Origin of the sequence: Methylobacterium gossipiicola, from assembly GCF_900113485.1 — a bacterium.
Taxonomy (GTDB): domain Bacteria; phylum Pseudomonadota; class Alphaproteobacteria; order Rhizobiales; family Beijerinckiaceae; genus Methylobacterium; species Methylobacterium gossipiicola.
Map to the genome: position 1 here is coordinate 84540 of NZ_FOPM01000013.1, position 25657 is coordinate 110196.

Below are 25657 nucleotides of genomic sequence, written 5' to 3' on the forward strand. Positions count from 1 at the left end.
GCGCCGCCGTTGCTTCAGCGGCCGGTCTGGAACTTGAGGTCGAGGGCCGCGAGGGCGAGGAGCGGCGGCGGCATCGGCACGCCGGCCTTGCGCAGGGTCAGGGCCGCGGCGCGGCAGCTCGCCTGATCGTTGCTCGCGTTGGCGGCCTCGATTTGCGCGATGGTGGCGGCATCGGGCTTGGGCGGCGGCGGCGACGCGGCCGGTGCGGCCGCGCCCTTCGCGGCGGCGTTGGCCTGCGCGAGGGCCGCCTTGCGGTCGCCGGGAGCCACGGTGTCCTTGGCTTCCGTCGCGCCGCTCAGGCCGGATTTCTGCTGCGGCTCGCCACCCGCGACGGAGGGCTTGCCTTCGGTCTTGCCGGAGGGGTTCGACACCGCCGTCGCCTGGGATTGCGGCGTCGCCGCCTCCTGCTTCTTGGCTTCCGGCGCCGTCACGAACGTCAGCAATTCCTTGCAGAGGTTGGCCGGGCCACCGGCCGGCGCGGGGGGCGCCTCCTGGGCGAGGGCCGGCAGCGCGATCAGGCCGGCGACCGCGAGGAGCCCGACCTGCGACAGGGACTTCAGCATGTTGGTTTCCTCAAGGAGCGGGACGGAATCAGGACCGCTTGGGGTGCGAGGCTTCGCCCTGGACCTTGGCGCGATCCTCCGCCGTGGCGTCGCCGAGGAGCGGCAGGCCGTTCCACTTGGAACCGACGAGATTGGTACCCGGCTCAGAGACCCGAGCGCCCGAGGTCGCGAAGGCCTGATAGGCGTATTTCTGGCTGCTGGTGAGGGCGAACATCGCCACCACGCCAAGGGCGATGGCGGCGATGACGGCGGCGGCGAAGGCTTTCATGGCGGGTCTTTCCGGCAGGCTTCGGACGTCTCGTGATGACTCGAGCGGGATCATTCGGCCGGGGCGGGCCGGCGACCTGCGAGCTGCGGGCCGCTCGCCGTCTTGGCCTGCTCCTTCTCGACCCAGAGGTCGTGGTGGGCGCGGGCCCAGGCGAGATCGACCTCGCCGCTGCCCATGGCGTCGTAGGCGCCCTTCATGCCGAGCGTTCCGATGTAGATATGGGCGAGGATGCCGACGATGAAGGCGATGCCGATGAGGGAGTGGATCACCTGCATCACCTGCATGCCGTTGATGTCCACCAGGGTGAACGGGAACAGCATCATCAGGCCGGTGACGCCCATGGCGGCGCCGAAGCCCGCGACCATCCAGAACACGCCCTTCTGGCCGGCGTTGAAGCGCTCGGCATGGGGGTGACCCTTGCCGATGAGGCCGCCGCCCGCCTTGATCCAGGCCCAGTCGATCCGGTTCGGGATGTTGTCCTTCAGCCAGAGCCCGACCATGATCACCACGCCGAGCATGAACGGCCATGCGAGGTAGACGTGGGCGTACTTCGCCCATTGCGCCAGGGCACCGAAGGCATCCGGGCCGATGACGGGCATCAGCAGGCGCTTGCCGAAGATGTAGTTCAGGCCCGACAGGGACAGGATGATGAAGCACGTCGCCGTCATCCAGTGGGCGAAGCGCTCGAAGGCGTTGAAGCGCAGAATCTTGCGGCCCGATTCCTGGGTGTCGTCGGTCAGGATGCGCCCGCGCCAGAAGAAGAACCCGGCGAGCGCCGCGACCATTCCGAGGATACCCAGCGCCCCGATCCAGGGCAGCCACGACTCGCGGAAGGCGCGGTATTCCCGCCCCTGCGGCTGGATCAGGTTGGCGGATTTGCGGTCCGGGATGCTGACACGGCCGGTGATCTTGTCGGCCTGCTTGAACAGGAATTCTTCGTTCACCGAATCCGCCGTGGGCTTGGCGCCCATGGGGTTCAGCCCATCCTGCTGCTGCGGGTTTTGCGCCCAGGCGGGCGCGAGCACGGCCGGCGTGGCCACGAGCGTCGTCGCGAGGACGAGGGTGCTGAAGAGCGTGACTGCCCGCCGCATCGGCGTTCCTTTCGGGTTCTTATCATCGCGGAGGCGTCGCCCTCGCGGCGCCTCCCGTCGTGGATCGGCGATCAGATCGCCACGGTCTCGCGGTAAGCCGTCTTCCAGCCCCAGGCGCCCGATCCGTAGCCGCGCTTGATCACGCGCTGCTTGTAGATCTCGGCGATCATCTCACCGTCGCCGGCGAGCAGGGCCTTCGTCGAGCACATCTCGGCGCAGAGGGGCAGCTTGCCCTCGGCAAGGCGGTTCGAGCCGTACTTCTCGTACTCGGCGAGCGACAGGTCGGGCTCCGGTCCGCCCGAGCAATAGGTGCACTTGTCCATCTTGCCGCGCGAGCCGAAATTGCCGACGCGCGGATACTGGGGCGCGCCGAACGGGCAGGCATAGAAGCAGTAGCCGCAGCCGATGCAGATGTCCTTGGAGTGCAGCACCACGGCATCGGCCGTGGTGTAGAAGCAGTTCACCGGGCACACGGCGGCGCAAGGCGCGTCGGTGCAGTGCATGCACGCCATGGAGACGGAGCGCTCGCCGGGCTTGCCGTCGTTCAACGTCACGACGCGGCGGCGGTTGATGCCCCAGGGCACCTCGTGCTCGTTCTTACAGGCGGTGACGCAGGCGTTGCACTCGATGCAACGGTCGGCGTCACAGAGGAACTTCATACGGGCCATGGTCGATGCGCTCCTCTCACGCGGCCTTGATCTGGCATAGGGTACACTTCGTCTCCTGCATGCCCGTCACAGGATCGAAACCGTAGGTGGTGACCGAGTTCGAGCTCTCGCCGAGCACCACCGGGTCGGTGCCCTTCGGGTAGTAGTCGCGCATGTCCTTGCCCTCGTACCAACCGGAGAAGTGGAAGGGCATGAACGCCACGCCCTTGCCGACGCGGTCGGTGACCAGGGCCTTCACCTTGGCCTTCGAGTTGTTCTCGGCGCCCGTCACCCAGACGAACTGTCCGTCCTTGATGCCGCGCTCGGTGGCATCCCCGGTGTTGATCTCGATGAACATGTCCTGCTGAAGCTCGGCGAGCCACGGGTTGGAGCGCGTCTCCTCGCCGCCGCCCTCGTATTCGACGAGGCGGCCGGAGGTGAGGATGATGGGGAAGTCGCGGGCGACGTTCCGCTCCACCGCCGATTTCTGCACGGAGAAACCGATATTCGGCATGCGGAACTGCCGCTCGTCGGGCCGGGTCGGATACTTCGCCACGAGGTCGGGGCGCGGGGTGTAGATCGGCTCGCGGTGTACCGGCACGGGGTCGGGCAGGTTCCAGGCGTTAGCGCGGGCCTTGCCGTTGCCGAACGGGATCACGCCGTGCTCGAGGCAGACGCGCTGGATGCCGCCCGACAGGTCGGTGGCCCAGCTGATCGTGTCGGGCTTGTCACCGCCGATCCTCAGGATGGTGGCGAGTTCGTCCGGCGTCAGGTCCTTGTCCCAGCCGAGCTTCTTGAACACCCCGAAGGTGAATTCGGGATACCCGTCCGTGAGGTCGGAGCCCTTGGTGAACGAGTTCTCGGCGAGCAGGGTCGCGCCGTTGCGCTCGGTGCCGAACCGCGCCCGGAAGGTGCTCCCGCCGTCTTTCACGTGGAGCGAGGTGTTGTAGAGGATCGCCGAGCCCGGATGCTTCAATTCGGGCTTGCCCCAGCACGGCCATGGCAGGCCATAGTAGTCGCCGCCCACCTCCGGGTCGTCCTTCGGCGCGCGCAGGGTGATGAGGTCGAACTTGTGCTGGTTGCGCATATGCGCCTTCAGGCGCTCGGGACTCTGGCCGCAATAGCCCGTCGACCAGCCGCCACGGTTGATCTCGCGGAGGATGTCCTCGGCCTGCGGAACGCCGTTCTCGACCTTGATGTTCTTGAACAGCGTGTCGGCGAAGCCGAGCTTCGTCGCGAGGCGGTAGAGCACCTCGTAGTCGTTCTTCGACTCGAAGGCGGGCTCGACGATCTGCTCGCCCCACTGGATCGAGCGGTTCGAGGCCGTGCGCGATCCCTCCATCTCAAGGGAGGTGCAGATCGGCAGGAGATAGGTGTTGTCCTGCCGGGCGTCCAAGGCCGCGAAGGTGGTGGGATGCGGATCGGCCACCACCAGCAATTCGAGCTTGTTCATGCCCTCCACGGCCTCGGGCAGGCGCGTGACGGTGTTGCCGCCATGGCCGAACACCATGAAGGCTTTCAGCGGGCTTCGCTGGTCGATCTGCTCGGGGGGCAGGTTCACGGCATCGAACCACCGGGTGGAGGTGATGCCGGGGGCCTCCATGTTCTCCTTGCGGGTCCGGGCCTTGCGGCCGGCGGTCGCCGGAACCTCGTCGAAGCGCGACTGCAGCCACTCGTAGGGCACGTCCCAGACGCGGGCCCAATGCCGCCAGCCGCCCTCGACGAGGCCGTAATAGAGCGGCAGCGTCGTGACATCGAGGCCGAGATCGGTGGCGCCCTGCACGTTGGTGTGGCCGCGGAAGATGTTGGCGCCCGTGCCCGGCTTGCCGACGTTGCCGGTGGCCAGACACAGGATGCAGAGCGCCCGCACGTTGGCGGTGCCCACCGTGTGCTGGGTCGCGCCCATGCACCAGATCAGGGTCGCGGGCTTCTCCTTGGCGAACTTCTCCGCGACGCGCTTCAACTGCTCGCCGGGCACGCCGGAGACGCGCTCGACTTCCTCGGGCGTCCACTTGGCGACTTCCTTGCGGACGTCGTCCATGGCGTAGACGCGCTGGGCGATGAACTCCTTGTCCTCCCAGCCGTTCTGGAACACGTGCCAGAGGATGCCCCAGACGACGGGGATGTCGGTTCCTGAGCGGATGCGGACGTATTCGGTGGCGTGCGCCGCTGTGCGGGTGAAGCGCGGATCGATGACGATCATGTTCGCGCGGTTGATCTCCTTGCCCGACAGCACGTGCTGCATGGAGACCGGGTGCGCCTCGGCCGGATTACCGCCGAGGATGATCATGGTCTTGGCGTTGCGGATGTCGTTGTACGAATTGGTCTGGGCGCCGTAGCCCCAGGTGTTGGCGACGCCCGCCACGGTGGTCGAGTGGCAGATGCGCGCCTGATGGTCGACGGAGTTGGTGCCCCAGAAGGCGCCGAACTTGCGCATGAGGTAGGCGGCCTCGTTGGTGAACTTGGCCGAGCCGAGCCAGTACACCGAGTCGGCGCCGTTCTTCGCGCGGATCGCCTGCAGCTTGTCGCCGATCTCGTCGATGGCCATCTCCCAGGAGATGCGCTGCCACTGCCCGGCCACGAGCTTCATCGGGTACTTGAGGCGCCGGTCCGACGAGACCAGCTCGCGGATGGCCGCGCCCTTGGCGCAGTGGGTTCCCCGGTTGATCGGGCTCGCGTAGGACGGCTCCTGGCCGACCCAGACGCCGTTGACGACTTCCGCCGTAACGGTGCAGCCCACCGAACAGTGGGTGCAGACGTTCTTCTTCACCACGGTCTCGGGACCGACGGCGGAGGAGCCGGCGGCCTTCACCTGCCGCACGGCACCGAGCTGGAGCGAGCCGGCCGCCGCGAGGGCGCCGGCCGTCAGGCCGGATTTCCGCAGAAACGAACGCCGATCGAGAACCCCGGCGGCGAGACCGGCGGCCACGGCCTGGTGCTTGGTGTGGCTCGCCGCGCCACCCTTACGCTTCGTCAGCATGGCTGCCTCACTTCTTGTCGGCGGCGTTGGTGTTGTTCACGAGCGTCTCGTACCCGTTGGTCCGGTAGAACGCCTTCACGTGGTCGGTGAGGCGGTAGCGCCCCTTGGTCTCGTCCTGCCCCGGATCGTAGGCCTGGGCGTCCGTGGCGGTCATCGGCGTGGCGGCGACGCCGGCGGCCACCGCCACCGTTCCGCCGCCGAGGGCGCGGAAGAACTGGCGACGACCGAGCCCGTCCTGCGTGTCCTTCTGGTCCTGTCGCATGGTCGACACTCCTCAAACGGCGAGGGATGCGCGATGGGCGCATCCCGATGAATTCCGAAGACGGCGCACGGTCAGGCGTCCATCGCGAAGGCTTGGGTCTCGATCTCGACGAAGGCGCGGCCGAGGCTCCCGACGGCCCGGTAGAAGCGCGCGGCCTTGGCCAGCTCCAGGTCACCGAAGAAACGTCCGGCCCAGGGCTCGAGGTGCCGCCCGAAGAATGCGCGGGCGGCGTCGGGCTCCGCTTCGATCCGGCCGGAAACGAGGCCGGCCATGCAATCGAGGAGGATCGCGAGATGATCCTCCGGCTCCGTCATCGCCGGATCCCGCTCGATCCCGAGTTCGCGCAGATCGTCGCGCACGCGGGCGAGCGGTCGCTCGTTGAGGAAGCCGGTGCGGTAGTAGGAGGCGTAGGGCAGGAGTTCGCCGCGTCCGACGCCGATGAACAGGTCGTGATACTCGCGCGCCAGTGCTTCGGCCGTCACCTCGCGGCTCGCCCGGGCCACGGCGGCGAGGGGCTGTCCCAGGGGACTGTCGTCGCCGTCGAGGCCGCCGAGGAGTGTGAGCAGATCACCGTCCGGCGCCCGTCCGAGGACCACGGCGAGGAGGTCGTAGAGCTGCGCGCGTCCGTGATCGACCTCGTCGACGATCCCGCTCACCCGAGCCCGGTCGTCGTGAAGATCTTCGACCGCGTGATCGGTGGCCACCGCAACGGAACGCATCCTGACCCTAAACTCATCCCGGCCCAACCCCGGCCGGATCGTCTACTTTGGAGCTAGTATAAAAAGCGTTCGAGACAGGCGCAATCGGGATTCTACGGTTCAGCTCGGCATTGCGCCGCCATGGCGTCGCAGTCTTTGCTTTGTAACGACTGTCTTTATCGTTGCCGGCGTTTCATCGGCGAAAATCGCAGGAACGGCTTCGGGTGTGCTTTCGACGGGGGAGCCATCCGGCACGAGGGGGACGTCGGCGACGCTGGAAATCCGCGCCGTGTCGGACTCGGAAACCGGGTCCGGCGGCGTCGTCTCGGCCGCGCCCGAATCATCCTCCGGCTCCTCGGACGGCGGAGCGTTGAACATCCGGCCGAGCATGGCCTTGACGTCGTCGGAGGGCAGCAGCGGCCCGAGGCCGGGCACGCTCCCGGGGGTGTTCCAGTCGTAGGCGTATTCCCGCGCCTCGCTGACGAAGTCGCGGATGGCCGGATCGACGGACCACATCTTCCGCAGGGCGGCGTTGCGAAGGGCCGCCGGGATGCCGGCGCGCAGGAACGGCGTCAGGTCCGTCTCGGCCGTGAGGTCCGCCAGCGACGGCAGATCGGCCAGGACGTCTTGGTCCACCGCTTCGTCGGTCGTGTCGGGAGGCGCGGCCCCGTCCGCCGGGGGCACGGCTCCGTCGAGGGCCGTCTCGGCCTCCGGCGGCGAGGTCTCGGGCCGTTCGGCGCGGCGGACGGCGCGCTTGCGCTGGGCCCAGCGGGCGAGGAAGCCGTCGCTCATTCCCGCCTCCCCTTTCGGGCGCCGCCGGCCTGCCGGGCCAGGGCCTCGGGGTCGGCCCGGTCGCGCTTGCGCTTCTCGAAGGTGCGCTCGATGTGGTGCGCCTCGAAGAAGGCGAGGAGCTTCGCCTGGAGGTCGGGCGGCATCGGCACGGCCTCCACCACCTCGCCGATCCCCTCCGCCATGGATTCCCCCTCGTAGGGATCGGCCGTGACGGCCGCGACGGTATAATCCTCGTCGTCGCGCTTGCGCAGGGCGACCCACAGGGACGGGCGGCCCGAGACGAGGTTGTCGCGGTAATGCGCCGTTTCGGCCGGGTGCAGGTGCACGTCGTAGGCGCCGGCGTAGAAGGTGCCCTCGTCGTCCGTGCCGGAGAGGCGGGTGCCCGGCGGCGCGGCGGGGGCGGCGGGCAGGATCGCGACGGGGAGCCACGCATGGGTCGCCCACGGCCCCTTGAGGCGGCGCTTCTCCACCACGACGCCGACCTCGAAATGGTTGTCGGGCTTGTGCTCTGACATCACGCGTCTCCTCAGGCCGCGGGCCGCTCGGCGCGCAGGGGCAGGCCGGCGACGAGGTTCTGCGGTTTCACCTGGACGAGGTTGGCGGGCGTTCCCGCGAGCAGCAGATAGACCGGCCTGTCGCCGACATTCGGATCGACCTCGGCCGGATCGACGAAGGTGAGCCCGAACAGGGCGATGACGCGCTCCTGCGTCGCCGCATCGACGGTCTCGCCGCGCCACAGGGCGTTGCCGATGCGCGTGCCCTCGGCGTCGAGGCCCACGAACCAGCGCCAGTCCGTGTCCTCCAGCCGGTCGAGGGGCACGACCCGCACCGCGATGTTGAGGAGGTGACGGACGAACACCTCGATGACGCGGGCGAGGCCCTCCCGGCTCTTGGCGCTGGTGCCGAGGTTGAGCGCCATGGTGAAGGCGTCGGAGCGGCTCCAGTAGCTCCAGGCGTTCTCGTCGTTCAGCACGTCGAGTTCGTTGGCCGCCTCCTTGCCCAGCATGGACACGAGGGGCGAAAGCGGTGCCGTGCCCTCTCGCGCCTCGATCACCTCGGCATCGGCCAGCAGCACCGTCCCCTCGTGCCGGCTGACCCGCTGGGTGCGGAAGAACAGTTCGGCCGCCCGCAGCACGTAGGGGTCGTCGCAGCCATCCAGGGCGTTGCGCAGGATGAGGTGGACGAGCTGATTGAGGAACAGGGACGGCGTTCCCTGCAGCCCCTCCCGCACGAGTCCGAGATAGGCGGCCTCGAGGGAGCGCGCCCCGAGGAGCCGGTCGCGGAAGGCGAGGAGCACGGCCCAGTTCTCACGTGCATCGGCATCGGCGATGGCGGCGAGTTCCCCCGGCGCGACGGCGCGGCGGGGCTCCGCCCCCAGGCTAGCGTAGAGGGCGCGCTCGGCCGCGCAGGCCTCCTCCGGCGGCACGAGTTCCGGCCGCGCGAGGTAGGCGAGGATGAGTTCGTCCGTCGCGGCGAGCCCCCCGCCTTCCGTGCGCCGGGTGAGATGGTGGCCGCTCGACACCCAGAACTCGGTCATGACGGGGAACGGTCCTTCTCGCGTGCGTCGGGGGTGTTCATGGCGTCCGGCCCCGCGCGAGGCCGATGAGGTCGGCCCGTTCCTCGGGCTCGTCCGCGTCGGTCTCGACGAAACGGAAGGCGCGGGCGCCGGCATGGAGTCGATCTTCGCCGCCGGGCTTCTGGTGCAACGTCCGGAAGGCTTCGGCGATCTGCCCGTCGGTCTCGGTGCGGTGCATCGCCACCACGGTTCCGACGGGCAGGTCGCAGAGGGAGGCGGCAAAGTCGATCTCCTCCCGTGCCGCCGCCAGGGCCACCGCGCGATCCGGCGCGCCGAGGCGGGTCTGGAGGTGATCGGCCAGCGTCGCGACGGCCCCGTCCCGTTCGGCCGCGCTCGCCTCGCTCACCACCACCAGGGTCGAGAACCCGAAGGAGGCGACGCCGAGAAAGCCCGAACGGAAGGCGACGCGCTCCTTGCCCGTCAGGCTCGCCGGATCACGGTCCCAGAATAGAAACGAGCCGGTGACAGCCCATTCCCCCGGCTCGGCGGCCTGCGTGAACACGAAGGCGTCGGACGGATCGAGGCGCAGGGTGCGGGGCAGCTTGAGGGCGCTCACAGGCGCACCATGCCGGTGGCCGGGTCGCGCCAGGCGGGCTCGTCGAGGTTTGGGGCCAGGGCCAGCCGCTCGGTCGCTCCATCCCGCTCCAGCACGGCATCGCCGTTGCCGTCGATCCCAGCCCTCGCCCCGACGGCCGCCGGCAGGTGGGCGAGGTAGCGCGCGGCAAGTCCGGAAAACCCGTCCTCCTCCCACGTCGCGAACGCCTTCATGAGGTTGCGGGCAAAGCTCTCGATGAGGGCAAGGCGGATATCGCGGCCGAATCCTTCCTCGTCGAGGGCCGTGGAGCCCGGGGTGAGGCCCGGATCGCCCCACTGCGCCTTCGAGACGATGAGGGTCGCGGAGAACACCAGCCAATCCGGCTCGGCATCCTCGGCGCATTCCTCCGGCCAGGCGAGGCGTCCGCCGCCGAGGCGGGCGCCGTCGAACATCAGGGTCCCGGGCCAGATCAGGGTGATGGGCATCTCCGGTGGGCCGTACGCCCCCACGGCGTCGATGAGGGCGACCATGCCGAGGAGAAAGGCGCGCCGCGCCGAGGCCAGGGGTTCGCCCGGCGCCAGGATGACGGCGAGATCGAGCAAGTCCGTCCGTTCGACGATCACGAGGGTTCCGGCCGCCTCACCCGCGTCCGCCTCGGCGCGGGCACGGGCCTGCGTGAAGGCGTCCTCCGTCGCCGGGACGGTCACCCCGGTGAAGGCCGGCGGCAGGACGAGGACGGCCGGGTCGGTCTTGGCTGAAACGGTCATGGGGCCGGGGTCTGAGGATTCGAAAACCCGCCTGCGACGGGGAGCGCCCGGTGCGGTCAATTGGTCCGTTCGTCGTTTTGAACCGTTCGATTATATAACGGATGCGTTCGGCCCCGCGAAGGGGCCGCGCCCGTTCCCAATGCCTCAGGGTCAAACGTGTCCGATCGCATCGTGTTCGCCTGTTCCTGCGAGGGGACCATGCCCCTCGACGCGTCCGCCCTCGCGCGCGGCTGCGGCGGAACCCTGAAGACCGCCGACCAGCTCTGCGGCCGCGAACTCGACCGGTTCCGCGAGGCCCTGACGCTCGGTGTGCCCGTCACCGTGTCCTGCACCCTGCAGGCGCCCCTGTTCGACGAGGTCGCCGAGGAGATGGGCGCGGAGGACCGCGTCGCCTACGCCAAGATCCGCGAGACCGCGGGGTGGTCGACGCAGGCGACGCAGGCCGGGCCGAAGATGGCGGCCATCCTCGCCGCCGCCGCCGAACCCGTGCCCGATGTCGCCACGATTCCCATCGAGAGCCAGGGCGTCGCACTGATCTACGGACGGGACGCCCTGGCCATCGAATCCGGGCGGCGGCTGGCGGACGCCCTCGACGTCACCGTACTGCTGACCCGGCCGGACGCCGTCGAGCCGCCCCGGCGCAACGATTTTCCCGTGCTCAAGGGCACGGTGGCGGGGGCCACCGGGCGCCTCGGGGCCTTCACCTTGCGGATCGACGATTACGCCCTGCCCGCCCCCTCCTCGCGCACGCATCTCGTGTTCGGCCCAGGCCGCGACGGCGCCACCTCCACCTGCGACGTGGTCCTCGATCTGACGGGCGGCACGCCGCTGTTTCCCGCCCATGACCTGCGCAGCGGCTACCTGCGGGCCGATCCGCGCGATCCGGCGGCGGTGGAACGGGCGATCACGGCGGCGGCCGACCTCGTCGGCACCTTCGACAAGACCCGGTTCGTGGAGTTCCGCGCCGATCTCTGCGCCCATTCCCGCTCGAAGATCACCGGTTGCACCCGCTGCCTCGACGTCTGCCCCACGGGCGCCATCGCGTCGGCGGGCGATTCCGTCGCCATCGACCCGGCGATCTGCGCCGGCTGCGGCAACTGCGCCGCCGTCTGCCCGACGGGGGCGGCCGCCTATGCCGTGCCCCCCGCCGACGCCCTGATGCGGCGCCTCCGCAGCCTGATGCTGGCCTACACACAGGCTGGCGGCACCGCTCCGACGATCCTGTTCCACGACGGCGACCACGGCGAACCGCTCATCGATGCCCTCGCCCGCCACGGCGACGGTCTGCCCGCGCGGGTGCTGCCCGTGCGCGTCAACGAGATCACGCAGCTCGGCGCGGAAGTGTTCGCGGCCCTGTTCGCCTACGGTGCCGCCGACGTGCGCGTGCTGGCCCGCGCCCGGCCCCACCACGATCTCGCGAGTCTTCACCGCACGGCGGCCCTGGCCGACACCCTGGGGCAGGCCCTCGGTTACGGCGCGGGCGCGCCCGTGGTCTCGGTCATCGAGACCGATGATCCGGATGCCCTGGCGGCGGCCCTGGCGGAGGCGGCGCCCGGCATGGCCTCGGCCCGGTCGAGCCGGTTCAACCCCGTTGGCGGCAAGCGCGAAGTCCTGCGCTTCGCCCTACGCGAGATGTACGAGGCGGCGCCCCGGCCCACCGCGTATGTGTCGCTCGCCGCCGGGGCGCCCTTCGGCGGTCTCGACTTCCGCACGCAGGATTGCACCCTGTGCCTCGCCTGCGTCGGCGCCTGCCCGACGAACGCCCTCTCGGACAGCGCCGACCGGCCGCTCCTCGCCTTCGAGGAGAGCCTGTGCGTCCAGTGCGGCCTGTGCGCGGCGACTTGCCCGGAATCGGTGATCGATCTCAAGCCCGGCCTCGACTTCGATGCCTGGACGGCGCCGCGCCGGATCGTGAAGGAGGAGGAGCCGTTCTGCTGCATCGCGTGCGACAAGCCGTTCGGCACCCGCAGCACCATCGAGCGGGTCATCGCCAAGCTGCGCGAGCGCCACTGGATGTTCTCCGGCACCGGCGGGGCGGACCGCATCAACGCCCTGATGATGTGCGAGGATTGCCGCGTGGAATCCGCCCTGAACCAGGGCTTCGACCCCCATGCCGGGCCGGAACAGACGCGCACCCGCACGACGGAGGACTATTTTCGCGAGCGGGGCGAAAGCGTCTGAGGCGGCTGACCGTTGAACGATCGGCGCTTGAATGAGCGCGTGGGTCCCCTCTCCTTTCAGGAGAGGGAGCCCGCGCTTGAGACGTACGGGGTGGGTCAAGCGAAGACCACATGAGGCACACTATTTTGCGCTGGCGCGCCATGGCGGCGATGGATCTCCCCGCCGTCGTCGAGCTGGCGAACGCCCTGTTCCCTGACCATTACGAGGCGCCCGAGCGCTTCGCCGAACGCCTGCAAGCCGCCCCGGACCTCTGCCGCGTACTGGCCTGCGGCGGGGCGGAGGCGATCCGGGGCTACTGCATCGCCTATCCCTGGCCGCTCGGCCGCATTCCGCCCCTCGACCGGCCCCTGCCGGAGGAGTGGAGAGCGGGGGAGGCCGTCTATCTCCACGATCTCGGCCTGCATCCCGAGGCGGCGGGCCGGGGGCACGCCCGCGCGGCGATTGCCGACCTTGTCGCCCAGGCGGGGCAGAGGGCCATCGCCCTCGTGGCGGTGAACCGTTCCGCCGCCTTCTGGGCGGCGTCGGGATTTCGCGAAGAGTTGGGTGATGCTGCTCTGGCGGACAAGCTCGCGGGCTACGGCCCCTACGCTCGCTACATGGTCCGGCGGCCCTGACGGGATCAGGGCAGCGCCGTCGCCTTTTCAAGGAATCGGACCAGGGCCGCGCGGTCCTCGGCCGCCGTGATGGTCTGCTCCGGCATCCGGGTGCCGGGCGTGTAGCGGGCGGGGCCGACCTCGAACAGGCGGGCGATGGTGGCGGCGTCCCAGACGAGGTCCATGGATTTCAGCGCCTCGGAATAGCGATAGCCCGGCGCGGTGGCGATGCGGCGGCCGATGATGCCGGCGAGCGTCGGGCCGGCGCGCGGCCCGTCCTCCGGCGTTAGGGCGTGGCAGGCGACGCAGGCGCGGTAGACCTCGGCGCCGCGATCCCCGGCGAAGGCCGCGAGGGGATCGGACGGGCGCGGCAGGCTCAAGGCCCCGATGGGCTCGCCCGTGGCGGCGTTCCAGCGCCGGACCAGCCGGTCGCTCCCGCCGGTGACGAGTTCGTCGCCCCGCCAGGCGACGGACCAGACCGGCAATCCCGGCCCGACGAGGCGGCGCAGCACCGTCCCTCTCTCGCGGGCCACCACCGCCACGGTGCCGCCCGCCGTGGCCGCCGCGATCCGGGTCTCGTCCGGCGACAGCGCGAGCGCGATGACCGGGTTCGGCCCGACTTCGACGGCGCCCCGCTCGCGGCCGTCCGGACGGAGCAGGCGTACGGTGGCGTCGCCGCCCGCCACCGCGATTGCGCCGTCGCGGGCCACCGCCACGGCGTTGAGGGGCGCCGGCAGGGTGATGACCACGGGCGGGGCGTTGCCGTCCTCGGCCGGCCAGATCCGCAGGGTGGCGTCGTAGCCCGCCGTGGCGATCCGGCTATCGGGCAGGTACGCCACGGCGTTGACGTTGCCCGCGTGTCCGGCCAACACCCGCGTCGGCCCGCCCGAAAGCGGCCGGATGCGCGCCGTCCCGTCCCAGGAGGCGGAGGCGAGAGCGAGGCCGTCCGGCGACACCGCGAGCCCCGTCACCGGCCCGGTATGTTCGGTAAAGACCCGTTCGGGCTCCGGCCGCCCGATCCGCCACACGGCGATGCGGCCATCCTCCGAGGCGGTGGCAAAGCCGCCATCCGGTAGGGCGGCCACGGCGTTCACCGCTCCCTCGTGGAAGCGCAGGACGCTGAGCGCCGTGCCCGTCGGGATGCCCCAGACGATCACCGCCTGGTCGAAGCCGCCCGAGACCGCGATCTCGCCGCCCGGCAGCACGCCCAAGGCCCGTACCGGGCCGCCATGCCCGCGCATCTGCGCCAGGGCGGGCATGGTTAGGAGGGCGGTCGCGACAATCAGGGATCGAAGGAAACGCGGGTGCTGCATCGTCGTGTCGAACCCGCCCTCGTTCCGTCTCGGTTCGAGGGACCATAGACGAGGCGCGTGCATCCTGTCCCGGCCTCAGCCTGGGGCCCTGTGCCGCGCGACGTCGCCTCGGACGGCGCGGGCCGCCCCGCTTGATCAACGTCGGCCGATGGCGCATCGCAGGGGCATGAATGGCCCTGCCCTCTCGAAAGCCGGGATCGTCCGATCACCCGCCCCCGCGACGGCGGCATGATCGACGCAATGCGGCACGCCTCGACGGCCCTGATGCCCTTGGCCGAGGCGGTCGCTCGCCTCGTCGCCGGGATCGTACCCGTGGCCGAAGAGGGGCGATCCGTCCACGCGGCCCTCGGCTTCACGGCCGCCCGCGACCTCATCGCGGAGCGCGACTGGCCCGAAGCGACCTCGGCCCTGCGCGACGGCTGGGCCGTGGCGGCCGATGCCGTCACGGGGGCGTCCGCGTATGCGCCGGTTCTGCTGTCGACGCCGCCGGTCTGGGTCGAGGCGGGCGGGCGCCTGCCCGAGGGCGCCTGCACGGTCCTGCCGCCCGAAGCCCTGGAGGGCCGCGCTTTCGTGGCGGACGCGCCCCCCGGTGACGGCGCCCGGCGCGGGGGCGAGGATGTGAAGGCCGGCACCTGTCTGGTCGCGGCCGGGGCACGGATCACGCCGCTGCATCGCCTCACCCTGGCGGCGGCGGGGCGTGACACCCTTCCCGTACGCGTCCCCCGCATCGCTCTCGTCGCCACGGGAGCCGCCTCGCCCGTCGTCGCGATGCTGTCCGACCTGATCGCCCGCGACGGCATGGTCCCGGGGGAGACCGTCGCCGCCCCGGACGAGTCCGTGGCCCTGTCGGCGGCTCTCACCGATAGTCGGGCCGATGCGACGTTCGTCCTCGGCGGCACCGGCCCCGGTCGGACCGACCACAGCGTCGCCGCCCTGGCGCGGGCCGGCACCGTCCTCGCCCACGGCATCGCCCTCCGGCCGGGGGAGACCGCCGCCTTCGGCCGGGTCGGCGACCGCGCGGTCCTGCTGCTGCCGGGGCGCCCGGAAGCGGCGCTGGCCGCCTATCTCGCCCTCGGGCGCCCTCTTGGCGCCGCCCTCACCGGCGCCCGTCCGCCGGAGCCCGAGACCGCGCCGCTCCTGCGCAAGGTCACCGGGACCATCGGGATGAGCGACGTCGTGTTCGTGCGTCGCCGGGCCGGCGGCGTCGATCCCCTCGGCGGCGTCGATCTCGCCCTGTCGCGTCTTGCCGAGGCCGAGGCGGCGATCCTGGTCGGTCCCGAACACGAGGGCTATCCCGAGGGGGCGCCATGCGCGATCCTGCCCCTGTGACGAGTCCGGACGACATCCCCTTCCGCGCCCGCCTCGCGGCCGCCGCCCGGCAGGAGCAGTTTCTGACCGTGGTGAGCCGCGAGGAGGCGTCGGCGCGGTTTCGCGCGGCCGTGCCCCATGCCGCCCTGCCGGCCGAGACCGTGCCCCTCGCGGACGCGTTGGGCCGTGTCCTTGCCGGGGACATCGCCTCCCCCATCGACGTGCCGCCCTTCGACCGGGCCCTGGTGGACGGCTTCGCCGTGCGGGCTGCCGACACGCAAGGGGCCGGGGCGGCGGCCCCCCGGCGCCTTCGCCTCAACCACGAAATCCTGGCCTGCGGCGTTGCCCCGAGTCTGTCCGTGGACGCCGGCACCGCGACCCCCATCGCCACGGGTGGCGTCATTCCGCGCGGCGCCGACGCCGTGGTGATGGTCGAGCAGACCGAGTTCTTCGAGGACGCGCTTGCCATCGACCTCGTCCAGGCGGCGCGGCCGGGCCAGTTCATCGGCTATGCCGGGAGCGACATGGCCGCCGGAGAGACGGTCCTGCGCAAGGGCCTGCGCATCACCGCGCGGGAGATCGGCATGCTGGCCGCCTGCGGCCTCGCCGCCGTCCCGGTGGTGCGCCGGCCCCGGGTGTCGGTCCTGTCCACGGGCGACGAACTCGTGCCGGCCGGGGCGCCCCTGCCTCCGGGGGGGCTCTACGATTCCAACGGCCCCATCGTGGCGGCCTCGGTGACGGAGAATGGCGGCGAGGCGGTGCGCCTCGGCATCGTGCGCGACGACGCGGTGGCCCTGTCGGCGGCCCTCGCCCAAGCGCTCGCCGAGACCGACGTCGTCGTCCTGTCCGGTGGCACCTCGAAGGGCGCGGGCGACGTCTCGCACCGGATCCTGCGGGAACTCGGCCCCCCCGGCATCCTCGTGCACGGCGTCGCCTTGAAGCCGGGCAAGCCCCTCTGCCTCGCCGTGGCGGACGGCAAGGCCATCGTGGTGCTGCCGGGGTTTCCCACCTCGGCCATGTTCACGTTCCACGACCTCGTGGTGCCGTTGATCCGCGCCCTGGCGGGCCTGCCGCCGCGCGAGGACGAGGCGGTTCAAGCCGTGCTGCCCCAGCGCGTCGCCTCCGAACTCGGCCGGACCGAGTTCGTGATGGCGGCCCTGACGCGGACGCCCGAGGGGCTGGCCGCCCTGCCGGTCTCGAAGGGATCGGGCGCCGTCACGGCCTTCTCGCAGGCCGACGGTTTCTTCGCGGTTCCGGCTGCCCGCTCCGGGGTCGAGGCCGGCGAGACCGTGTCGGTCACCCGCCTCGGGGCCGGCCTCCGCCCGCCCGACCTCATCCTCATCGGCAGCCATTGCGTCGGTCTCGACCATGTCGTCGGTCTCCTGGCCGAACGGGGTGTCCGGACCCGCACCCTCTGGGTCGGGTCCGCCGGGGGCCTCGCCGCCCTCCAGCGCGGCGAATGCGATCTCGCCGCCCTGCACCTCCTCGATCCCGAGACCGGTCGCTACAACGCGCCGTTCCTCGCCGAGGGGTTCAGCCTCGTGCCCGGCTGGGGCCGGCTTCAGGGCGTGGTGTTCCGGCCCGGCGATCCGCTGTTCGACGGCGGCGACGCGCGGGCGGCCGTGGCCGCCGCCGTGGCGAGGCCCGATGCCGTGATGGTCAACCGCAACGTCGGCTCGGGCACCCGCGCCCTCGTCGATGGTCTCCTCGGGGCCAAGCGTCCCGCCGGGTTCTGGAACCAGCCGCGCTCGCACAACGCCGTGGCGGCGGCGGTGGCCCAGGGGCGGGCCGATTGGGGCGTCGCCATCGCCACCGTGGCCCGCGCCTATGGCCTCGGCTTCCTGCCCCTGACCCAGGAGCGCTACGACTTCGCCCATGCGGAGATCGCCCGCGACAAGCCGGCCGTGGCGGCCTTCCTGGCGGTGCTGGCCGAGGCGCCGACGCGCGCGGCCCTGCGCGGCCTCGGCTTTGCGATGGAGGCGGCCCCATGACTGTACCCCGGATCATCGGCCTCGTGGGCTGGAGCGGGGCGGGCAAGACCACCCTGCTGACGCGCCTGATCCCGGCCCTCGTCGCCCGGGGCCTGCGGGTCGCCACCCTCAAGCACGCCCATCACGCGTTCGACGTGGACCAGCCGGGCAAGGATTCCCATCGCCACCGCGCGGCGGGCGCGGGCGAGGTCATCGTCTCCTCCGCCCGGCGCTGGGTCCAGATCCACGAGGTGGCGGACGGCGCCGAGCCCGGCCTCGCCGATCTGTTGCGAAAACTGTCGCCCTGCGACCTCGCCCTCGTGGAGGGCTTCAAGCGCGAGGCCCACGCCAAGATCGAGGTCCACCGCGCCGCCAACGGCCGGCCCCCGCTCCATCCCGACGATCCCCGCATCGTCGGGATCGCGAGCGACACCGCTTTTCCGCAGGCCGGCATCCCGGTGGTGGACCTCGACGACATCGCCGGCCTCGCCGATCTCGTGCTCGCCCGCGCCGAAGCCCTCGACGCGACCCTGGACCGCCTCGGGAGGCCGCATGGCGCAGCTGAGTGACGATTGCTTCGCCTTCGGCGGAGCCCTGATGCGGATCGAGGACGCGGCGGATCTCATCGCTGCGCGCCTGCCCGTCCTCGCCGGAACGGAGTGGGTGTCGCTCGCCGAAGCAGACGGACGGGTGGCGGCCGAGGACGTCGTGGCCGGTCACTGCGTGCCGCCCTTCGCCAATTCCGCCGTGGACGGCTACGCCGTGCGGTTCGCCGATCTGGCTTGCGATGGCGAGACCCGCCTGCCCGTGCGCGGCCGGCTTCCCGCCGGGGCGGCACCCGAAGCCGTCGCGGCGGCGGGGGGCGCCGTGCGCATCTTCACCGGCGCCGTGCTGCCGCCGGGGGCCGATACGGTGTTCATGCAGGAGGACGTGCGCCGGGACGGCGATGCGGTCCTGCTGCCGACCGGCTTGAAGCGGGGTGCCAACGCCCGCGCGGCCGGGGAGGACGTGGCGCGGGGAGAAAGGATCATCGCGGCGGGCCGCCGGCTGGTCCCGCCGGATCTGGCGCTCGCCGCCGCCACGGGCCATGCCCGCCTGCCCGTGCGCACCCGCCTGCGCATCGCCCTGTTCTCGACGGGCGACGAACTGGCCGAGCCCGGAACGCCCCTCGCGGCCGGCGCCATCCACGATTCCAACCGGGTGATGCTGGCAAGCCTCCTCACCCGCCTCGGCGCCTCCGTCCACGACCTCGGCATCCTACGCGACGAGCCGCAAGCCCTGGCCCGTCGCCTCGCCGAGGCCGCCCGCGACCACGACCTCATCCTCACCTCCGGCGGCGTCTCGACGGGGGAGGAGGACCACGTGCGCACCGCCGTGGAGACGGTCGGCCAGCTGCTGTTCTGGCGCCTCGCCATCAAGCCGGGGCGCCCCGTCGCCATGGGCCTCGTCGACGGCACGCCGTTCGTCGGCCTGCCGGGCAACCCCGTCGCGGTCTACGTCACCCTGCTGTTCGTGGTGCGCCCCCTCCTCGCCCGCCTCGGCGGCATGGTGCTGCCGCCCCCGAAGCCGCGGACCGTGCGGGCCGCCTTTGCCTATCGCAAGAAGGCGGGCCGGCGGGAATTCGTCCGGGTCAGCCTCGCCACCGGCCCCGACGGCCTCGTGGAGGCGCATAACTTCCCCCGCGAGGGGGCGGGCCTCCTCACCTCCCTCACGGGAAGCGACGGCCTCGCCGAGCTGCCGGACGACGCCACCGGCGTGACACCCGGCGATGCCCTCGTCTTCCATCCGCACACCGGGCTCTGGTAGCCCTACGGCATCGGAAGTGTGCTTCCTATTGATCTCCCCGTGTCGGACATAGCATCGGAACGTATCTCCAACCTCCGGGCGTCATGACCGACACGATCCGCGAGACGTTCGCCCGGCTGGCCACCCTCGACCGCGACGTCGTCGCCATTGCGTGGCTGTCCCTGCGGGTCAGCCTCTCGGCCGTCACCATCGGGTTGCTGCTTGGCATTCCGCTCGGCGCCGTCCTCGCCGTGGCGCGGTTCCCGGGACGGGGCGCCCTCGTCGGCCTGCTCAACGCCTTCATGGGGTTGCCCCCCGTCATCGTCGGGCTGGTGCTCTACCTCGTCCTGTCGCGCTCCGGCCCCTTCGGGTCCCTCGGCCTGCTGTTCACCCCCACCGCCATGGTGGCCGCCCAGGCGGTGCTCGCCACACCCCTCGTCGCGGCCCTGACCCGGCAGGTGATCGCCGATGCGGAGGATCACCTCGGCGAGCAGTTGCGGTCCCTGGGCCTGTCGGCCCCGCGCCGGGCCGGGGTGCTCATCTACGACACCCGCTTCTCCCTGGTCACGGCGGCCCTCGCCTCCTTCGGGCGGGCCATCTCGGAGATCGGGGCCGTTCTCGTGGTCGGCGGCAACATCGACGGCCATACCCGGACCATGACGACGGCGATTTCGCTCGAGACCCAGAAGGGCGACCTCAGTCTCGCCCTCGCCCTCGGGGTCGTGCTCATCGCCCTCGTCGTCACGGTGAATGCCGTGGCGGCCCTCCTGCGCGGACACGCCGTCCGCGCCTATGGTTGACCCGGATGGCGGGCATCACCCTCACGGACATCGTCCTCGTCCTCAACCGCACCACGATCCTCGATGGTTTGAGCCTCGCGATCCCGCCCGGCGGCATCACCGCCCTCGTCGGCCCCAACGGGGCGGGCAAGAGCGCGACCCTGCGGGTGATCGACGGCCTCCTCGCCCCGAACAGCGGCAGCCTGACCGTACAGGCCAAGCGCCGGGCCTTCGTATTCCAGAAACCGGCCCTGATCCGGGCGAGCGCCGCCGCCAACGTCGCCCTCGGGCTCGCCGCCCTGGGATTGCCCCGGACGGAGCGCCGGGGGCGCGTCGCGGCGGCCCTCGCCCGGGTCGGCCTCGCCCACAGGGCCCACGACCCGGCGACCCGGTTCTCGGGCGGCGAGCAGCAGCGCCTGGCGCTCGCCCGCGCCTGGGCGGCCCGGCCCGATCTCCTCCTCCTCGACGAGCCGACGGCGAACCTCGATCCCGGCGCAACGGACCTCGTGGAGGCCCTCGTCGCCGAGATGGCGGCGGAGGGCACCAAGGTGGTGCTCGTCTCCCACAACCTCGCGCAGGTGGCCCGCCTCGCCGCCGACGTGATCGTCCTCGCGCAAGGGCGGGCCGTCGAGCACGGCCCGACCCGCGCCACCCTGTTGTCCCCGCGCACGCCGCAGGCGCGCGCCTATCTCGATGGAGAACTGCCTTGGTCGTCCCTCGCCGCGGCTTCCTGACCCTCGGGCTTCTCGCCCTCCTGGGCACCGCCACGCTCGCGCACGCCGAGCCCGCCTCCATCGTCGTGGCCTCCACCACCTCGACGGAGCAATCCGGCCTGTTCAAGCACATCCTGCCCGCCTTCGAGGCGAAGACCGGCATCGCCGTGAAGGTTGTGGCCCTGGGCACCGGTCAGGCCCTCGACGCGGCGCGCCGGGGCGACGCCGACGTCGTCCTCGTCCACGACCGACCGGCGGAGGATGCCTTCGTGGCGCAGGGCTTCGCCAAGGCGCGCTTCGACGTGATGTACAACGACTTCGTGCTGGTGGGACCGAAATCCGATCCGGCCGGCGCCAAGGGGACGGACATCACCGCCGCCCTGACGAAGATCGCCGCCGCAAAGGCGCCGTTCGTGTCGCGGGGCGACCGCTCGGGCACCCACAGCGCCGAGTTGCGCAGCTGGAAGGAGGCCGGCATCGACCTCCCCGCCGTCAAGGGCGACTGGTACCGCGATGTCGGCCAGGGCATGGGCCCGGCCCTGAACACCGCCTCCGCGCTGAACGCCTACATCCTGGCCGACCGGGGAACCTGGCTGTCGTTCAAGAACCGGGGTGACCTCGCGATCCTGGTCGAGGGCGACAAGCGTCTGTTCAACCCCTACGGCGTGATGCTGGTCAATCCGGACAAGCATCCCACCGTGAAGGCGAAGGAGGGCCAGGCCTTCATCGACTGGCTGGTCTCGCCCGAGGGGCAGGCGTCCATCGCCGCCTACCGGATCGGCGGCGAGCAGCTGTTCTTCCCGAGCGCGACCGCCCGGACGCCGTAAGGCTCAGCGCGACTGGCGCTTGCGCACGACGTACCAGAGGGCGGCCCCGAGGACGATGATCACGAGGCTGACCCAAACCCAGTTGAAATCCGTCGCCGCCAGGGTGTTGGCGGTGGAATTCGAGCCCGCCGGTCCCGTCGTGGGGATCGGCGGGGCGGGGTTCGTCGTCTGAGCCAGGGCAAGGCTTGGGAAGGCGAGCCAGAGGAGGGCCGCGAGCCGGGTCATGCGATCGGGTGTCATGGTCGCTTGCCTCACGGTCACTTGGGGTCGCCGTCGAACCGGAAGGCGGGGGCGGCGGCGAGTTCGGCCTTGGTCATCCGCACCTCCGCCCGCACGGGGGCGTTGCCCGAAGCCCCGGCGAGGACGGTCGCGGGCTCGGCCGGCGGTGTGCTGGCCTCCACCGTCCCCGTCGTATCGGTGACGCGGCCGGTATGGTGGTTCTGCACGGCGCCCAGCACCTCGCGCGTGGTGTCGCTCCCCGGCATCGTCGCCGGCCCGGCCTTGGCCGCCTCTTCCGCGCTCGGGGCGTTCTGCGGGGTGGCGACGGAGGTGGGCTTGCCCGTGAGCGGCACGTCGCCGACGTTCCAGGCAAACAGGCCGAAGGGCACCGCGACGTATTTCTCGCCGATGCCGAGGACGCCGCCGACGCCGATCACCACCGTCTCGATCCGGCCCTCGGCGTCGGTGAGCACGTCCGCGATGGTTCCGACGCGGACGTGATCCTGGCCGACGACATCGACCCCGAGGACCTTCGACACTCGCAACGCCCCGGCCGGAGGCGCCGTCCGGAACTGCGCTCGCGGGGTCGCGTCCGCCCCCTCGGCCGCCCGCGCGGCCCCGTCGAACCCCACGGCGCCCGCCCCGCACAGGAGGGCGAAGAGGAGCGCGACGCTCCGACGGGACGTGTTCATGATGGACTCCGGGCGTGGGACGGCGGGCTGTTCAAAGTCCAATGCGCCACGGACCGTCCGGTTCATCGAACGGCCGGATCGTGATCCCCGGGGCGACAAACCGGGAAAACTCGTTCAGAGCACGGGGCAGGATCGCTTTTTCCAAGGCCCCCGCATTCGAGGCCCCAGTCCCCCGAGACCCTTGCCCCATGCCCGCCGAGTTCCTCCTCGTCACGGCCGCCCTCCTGCCCTTCCTCGGCAGCGTGGCGGTGGCCCTGCTGCCCCGGGACGCGCGCAACGCCGCCGCCCTCCTCGCCGGAGGCGTGACCCTCGCGGCCCTCGCGTGTATCGGCGCGCTCTTCACGCATGTCGGCGCCGGTACGGTGGTGCGGACCTTCGACTGGCTGCCGACTCTGGGCGTCGGTCTGACCCTGCGCCTCGACGGGCTGGCGTGGCTGTTCGCCGTGCTGGTGCTCGGTATCGGCGCCCTCGTGGTGCTGTACGCGCGCTACTACATGGCGGCTGAGGACCCCGTGCCGCGCCTGTTCGCGTTCCTCCTCGCCTTCGTGGGGGCGATGCTGAACCTCGTGCTGGCCGGCAACCTCATCCAGCTGGTGATGGCCTGGGAGCTCACCAGCGTCTTCTCGTTCCTGCTCATCGGCTACTGGTACGACAACCGCGCGGCGCGGGACGGGGCGCGCATGGCCCTGACCATCACGGCGTTGGGCGGCCTGTGCCTGCTGGCCGGCATGGTCGTGATCGGGCGCATCGTCGGCAGCTACGATCTCGCCGTGGTGCTGGCCTCCGGCGACGCCATCCGGTCGAGCCCCCTCTACCTGCCCGCCCTCGTCCTCGTCCTGGCGGCGGCGCTCACGAAGTCGGCGCAGTTCCCGTTCCACATCTGGCTGCCCCGCGCCATGGCGGCGCCGACCCCCATCAGCGCCTACCTGCACTCGGCCACCATGGTGAAGGCCGGCATCTTCCTCATGATCCGCCTGTGGCCGGTGCTGGCCGAGACCGACGCCTGGTACTGGATCGTCGGCACCGCCGGCATGGCGACGATGCTGGTGGGCGCCTGGAGCGCCATCTTCCAGCACGACCTGAAAGGTCTGCTCGCCTATTCGACGATCAGCCACCTCGGGCTCATCACCCTGCTGCTCGGCCTCAACTCGCGCCTCGCCGTCGTGGCGGCGATCTTCCACACCGTGAACCACGCCACCTTCAAGGCGTCGCTGTTCATGGCCGCCGGCATCATCGACCACGAGACCGGAACCCGCGACATGCGCCGCCTCAGCGGCCTGTGGCGGGCGATGCCCCACACGGCGACGCTGGCCATGGTGGCCGCCGCCGCCATGGCGGGCGTGCCCCTCCTCAACGGCTTCCTGTCGAAGGAGATGTTCCTGTCGGAGGCCGTCGACAACGTCGGCGACCATCCGGTCCAGCTCGCCCTGCCGGTGCTGGCGACCGTCGCGTCCGCTTTCACGGTGCTCTACTCCCTGCGCTTCATCCGCCAGACTTTCTTCGGGGCGCCGCCCCACGATCTGCCGCACGCGCCCCACGAGCCCGTGCGCTGGATGCGGCTCCCCATCGAGGTTCTGGTGCTCGCCTGCGTCGCCGTGGGGCTGGTGCCGAACCTCACCATCGGGCCGGCCCTCGAAGTCGCCACCCGGGCGGTGTTCGGGAATGGCGGCCCCGATTACGATCTCGCCATCTGGCACGGCGTCAACGCGCCCCTCGCCCTCAGCATGGGGGCACTCGCCGGCGGCGTCGGCCTGTATTTCGCGTTCGGCCGCCGGATCAACACCAACCCGCGCGGCGGCCCCTGGCTGATGCACCGCCTCGACGGCGGCTTCCTGTTCGAGCGGACCATGACCGGCCTCGTCAGGGGCGCACGCTGGTTCGAGCGGATGTTCGGGGCCACGCGGCTCCAGGCGCAACTGCGAACCCTGTTCCTCGTCGCCCTGATCGCCGGGCTGTCCGTCGCCCTCGCGCGCGGTTGGCCGACGCTCGCGCCCCCGTCCCTCGCCGGGATCGATCCGGCTTTCGCCCTGCTGTGGCTCGTCGGCGGCGCCTGCGCCCTCGGGGCGGCCGAGCGCGCGAAGTATCACCGCCTCTCGGCCGTGATGCTCACGGGCGGCGCCGGCCTCGTCGGCAGCCTCACCTTCGTCTGGCTGTCGGCGCCGGACTTGGCCGTCACCCAACTCCTCGTCGAGATCGTCACCACGGTGCTGCTGCTTCTGGGCCTGCGCTGGCTGCCGAAACGCGACGAGGCCATCGTGGTGACGCAGCAAGAGAACCGTCGCGCCCGCCGCCGCCGCGTCACCGACTTCGTCGTCGCGGCGACTGTCGGAACGGGCCTCGCAAGCCTCGCCTACGCGGTGATGACCCGGCCAGCGCCGGAGGGCATCGCCCGCTGGTTCGTGGAGGCGGCCTATCCGCAGGCCGGGGGGCGCAACGTCGTCAACGTCCTGCTGGTGGATTTCCGCGCCTTCGACACGCTCGGCGAGATCAGCGTGCTCGGGATCGTCGGCCTCACGGTGTTCGCCCTCCTGCGGCGGTTCCGCCCCGCCGCCGACAGCCTGGAACGCCCCCGGCAGCAACTCCGTCAGGAGGCCGCCGACCGGGCCCGCGCCGACCGGGAGGTCGGGGACACCGCCGCCGACGCCCTGCTGATCCCCACCGTGGTGATCACCTGGCTGTTCCCGTTCGTCTGTGTCTTCGCCCTGCACCTGTTCCTGCGCGGGCACGATCTCCCGGGCGGCGGCTTCGCGGCCGGCATCGCCCTCACCATCGCGTTCATTCTCCAGTACATGGCGCGCGGCGCCCAATGGGTGGAGGACCGTCTGCGCATCCGGCCGATCGCGTGGATCGGCCTCGGCCTCCTGGTCGCCGGGCTGGCCGGGGCGGTACCGTGGCTGTTCGGCCGCCCGTTCCTCACCGCCACCTTCCAGTACGCCGAGGTGCCGATCCTCGGTAAAATTCCCATGGCCTCCGCCGTCGCCTTCGATCTCGGCGTGGTCGTCCTCGTGGTGGGGGCCAGCGTCCTCATGCTCGTCGCCCTGGCGCGGCAATCCCTGCGCCGCGCCCGCGAGGCGGCGGCCGAGCCGGAGGCATAGACC

At 71.3% G+C, this 25657-nt stretch carries 25 protein-coding genes; 10 read left to right on the forward strand and 15 right to left on the reverse strand.

The window, feature by feature from the left end; genetic code table 11:
- Positions 1 to 14: 14 nt before the first annotated feature.
- The 12 genes from BM249_RS12835 to BM249_RS12890 all read right to left on the reverse strand — a co-directional run bounded on the left by BM249_RS12835 (position 15) and on the right by BM249_RS12890 (position 10179).
- Positions 15 to 563 (reverse strand): hypothetical protein, encoded by a 549-nt coding sequence (locus BM249_RS12835; RefSeq protein WP_091972388.1) that lies wholly within the window; start codon positions 561 to 563, stop codon positions 15 to 17.
- Positions 564 to 591: 28 nt separating this feature from the next.
- Complete coding sequence (locus tag BM249_RS12840; RefSeq protein ID WP_091972390.1) at positions 592 to 831, reverse strand: hypothetical protein; 240 nt, start codon at positions 829 to 831, stop codon at positions 592 to 594.
- Between the two features lie 50 nt (positions 832 to 881).
- Complete coding sequence (locus tag BM249_RS12845) at positions 882 to 1922, reverse strand: formate dehydrogenase subunit gamma (protein WP_091972392.1); 1041 nt, start codon at positions 1920 to 1922, stop codon at positions 882 to 884.
- A 71-nt stretch (positions 1923 to 1993) separates the two neighbouring features.
- Positions 1994 to 2590 carry a formate dehydrogenase FDH3 subunit beta gene (gene fdh3B, locus BM249_RS12850; RefSeq protein ID WP_091972395.1) on the reverse strand — a complete coding sequence of 199 codons (597 nt, stop codon included), beginning with the start codon at positions 2588 to 2590 and terminating at the stop codon, positions 1994 to 1996.
- 16 nt (positions 2591 to 2606) lie between these two features.
- Positions 2607 to 5549, reverse strand: a complete 2943-nt coding sequence (locus BM249_RS12855) for a formate dehydrogenase subunit alpha (protein WP_091972397.1) — start codon at positions 5547 to 5549, stop codon at positions 2607 to 2609.
- A gap of 7 nt (positions 5550 to 5556) precedes the next feature.
- Entirely contained in the window at positions 5557 to 5811 is a 255-nt protein-coding gene (locus BM249_RS12860) for a formate dehydrogenase (protein WP_091972399.1), read from the reverse strand.
- Positions 5812 to 5882: 71 nt separating this feature from the next.
- Positions 5883 to 6515, reverse strand: a complete 633-nt coding sequence (locus BM249_RS12865; protein ID WP_425284828.1) for a TorD/DmsD family molecular chaperone — start codon at positions 6513 to 6515, stop codon at positions 5883 to 5885.
- A gap of 114 nt (positions 6516 to 6629) precedes the next feature.
- Positions 6630 to 7301: a DUF3306 domain-containing protein gene (locus BM249_RS12870; protein ID WP_091972403.1), complete on the reverse strand. Its 672-nt coding sequence runs from the start codon at positions 7299 to 7301 to the stop codon at positions 6630 to 6632.
- Positions 7298 to 7816, reverse strand: coding sequence for a DUF3305 domain-containing protein (locus BM249_RS12875; protein WP_091972405.1), 519 nt, complete (start codon positions 7814 to 7816; stop codon positions 7298 to 7300). The genes BM249_RS12870 and BM249_RS12875 overlap by 4 nt, the downstream gene beginning before the upstream one ends.
- 11 nt (positions 7817 to 7827) lie before the next feature.
- Positions 7828 to 8838: a DUF6352 family protein gene (locus BM249_RS12880; RefSeq protein WP_091972407.1), complete on the reverse strand. Its 1011-nt coding sequence runs from the start codon at positions 8836 to 8838 to the stop codon at positions 7828 to 7830.
- Positions 8839 to 8875: 37 nt separating this feature from the next.
- Positions 8876 to 9433: a DUF6505 family protein gene (locus BM249_RS12885; RefSeq protein ID WP_091972409.1), complete on the reverse strand. Its 558-nt coding sequence runs from the start codon at positions 9431 to 9433 to the stop codon at positions 8876 to 8878.
- Complete coding sequence (locus BM249_RS12890) at positions 9430 to 10179, reverse strand: biotin/lipoate--protein ligase family protein (RefSeq protein ID WP_091972411.1); 750 nt, start codon at positions 10177 to 10179, stop codon at positions 9430 to 9432. Before BM249_RS12890 ends, BM249_RS12885 begins: the two co-directional genes overlap by 4 nt.
- A 198-nt stretch (positions 10180 to 10377) precedes the next feature.
- Here BM249_RS12890 and BM249_RS12895 point away from each other — a divergent pair, with 198 nt between their 5' ends.
- Together BM249_RS12895 and BM249_RS12900 are read left to right on the forward strand one after the other, a co-directional pair.
- Positions 10378 to 12360 carry a 4Fe-4S dicluster domain-containing protein gene (locus BM249_RS12895; protein ID WP_091972483.1) on the forward strand — a complete coding sequence of 661 codons (1983 nt, stop codon included), beginning with the start codon at positions 10378 to 10380 and terminating at the stop codon, positions 12358 to 12360.
- Between the two features lie 110 nt (positions 12361 to 12470).
- Positions 12471 to 12974, forward strand: a complete 504-nt coding sequence (locus BM249_RS12900) for a GNAT family N-acetyltransferase (RefSeq protein ID WP_091972413.1) — start codon at positions 12471 to 12473, stop codon at positions 12972 to 12974.
- 5 nt (positions 12975 to 12979) lie between these two features.
- Here BM249_RS12900 and BM249_RS12905 read toward each other — a convergent pair whose 3' ends face one another.
- On the reverse strand, positions 12980 to 14212 hold the full coding sequence (locus BM249_RS12905) for a c-type cytochrome (protein WP_425284829.1): 1233 nt from the start codon (positions 14210 to 14212) through the stop codon (positions 12980 to 12982).
- Positions 14213 to 14494: 282 nt separating this feature from the next.
- Between BM249_RS12905 and BM249_RS12910 the strand changes: the two genes are divergently transcribed.
- The 7 genes from BM249_RS12910 to BM249_RS12940 all read left to right on the forward strand — a co-directional run bounded on the left by BM249_RS12910 (position 14495) and on the right by BM249_RS12940 (position 21648).
- Entirely contained in the window at positions 14495 to 15595 is a 1101-nt protein-coding gene (locus BM249_RS12910) for a molybdopterin-binding protein (RefSeq protein WP_244528732.1), read from the forward strand.
- Positions 15574 to 17565, forward strand: coding sequence for a molybdopterin biosynthesis protein (locus BM249_RS12915; RefSeq protein WP_091972418.1), 1992 nt, complete (start codon positions 15574 to 15576; stop codon positions 17563 to 17565). The genes BM249_RS12910 and BM249_RS12915 overlap by 22 nt, the downstream gene beginning before the upstream one ends.
- Complete coding sequence (gene mobB / locus BM249_RS12920; RefSeq protein ID WP_091972486.1) at positions 17562 to 18113, forward strand: molybdopterin-guanine dinucleotide biosynthesis protein B; 552 nt, start codon at positions 17562 to 17564, stop codon at positions 18111 to 18113. Before BM249_RS12915 ends, mobB begins: the two co-directional genes overlap by 4 nt.
- Positions 18097 to 19350 carry a molybdopterin molybdotransferase MoeA gene (locus BM249_RS12925; protein ID WP_091972420.1) on the forward strand — a complete coding sequence of 418 codons (1254 nt, stop codon included), beginning with the start codon at positions 18097 to 18099 and terminating at the stop codon, positions 19348 to 19350. The genes mobB and BM249_RS12925 overlap by 17 nt, the downstream gene beginning before the upstream one ends.
- Positions 19351 to 19433: 83 nt before the next feature.
- Positions 19434 to 20129, forward strand: a complete 696-nt coding sequence (locus tag BM249_RS12930; protein WP_091972422.1) for an ABC transporter permease — start codon at positions 19434 to 19436, stop codon at positions 20127 to 20129.
- Positions 20130 to 20134: 5 nt separating this feature from the next.
- Positions 20135 to 20842, forward strand: a complete 708-nt coding sequence (locus BM249_RS12935; protein WP_091972424.1) for an ATP-binding cassette domain-containing protein — start codon at positions 20135 to 20137, stop codon at positions 20840 to 20842.
- Positions 20815 to 21648 carry an ABC transporter substrate-binding protein gene (locus BM249_RS12940; protein WP_091972426.1) on the forward strand — a complete coding sequence of 278 codons (834 nt, stop codon included), beginning with the start codon at positions 20815 to 20817 and terminating at the stop codon, positions 21646 to 21648. Before BM249_RS12935 ends, BM249_RS12940 begins: the two co-directional genes overlap by 28 nt.
- A 3-nt stretch (positions 21649 to 21651) precedes the next feature.
- Here BM249_RS12940 and BM249_RS12945 read toward each other — a convergent pair whose 3' ends face one another.
- Complete coding sequence (locus tag BM249_RS12945; RefSeq protein WP_244528733.1) at positions 21652 to 21888, reverse strand: hypothetical protein; 237 nt, start codon at positions 21886 to 21888, stop codon at positions 21652 to 21654.
- Between the two features lie 17 nt (positions 21889 to 21905).
- A complete protein-coding gene (locus tag BM249_RS12950; protein WP_091972429.1) occupies positions 21906 to 22559 on the reverse strand; it encodes a PRC-barrel domain-containing protein in 654 nt (217 codons plus the stop codon).
- Between the two features lie 188 nt (positions 22560 to 22747).
- Here BM249_RS12950 and BM249_RS12955 point away from each other — a divergent pair, with 188 nt between their 5' ends.
- Entirely contained in the window at positions 22748 to 25654 is a 2907-nt protein-coding gene (locus BM249_RS12955; protein ID WP_091972431.1) for a monovalent cation/H+ antiporter subunit A, read from the forward strand.
- Positions 25655 to 25657 lie beyond the last annotated feature (3 nt).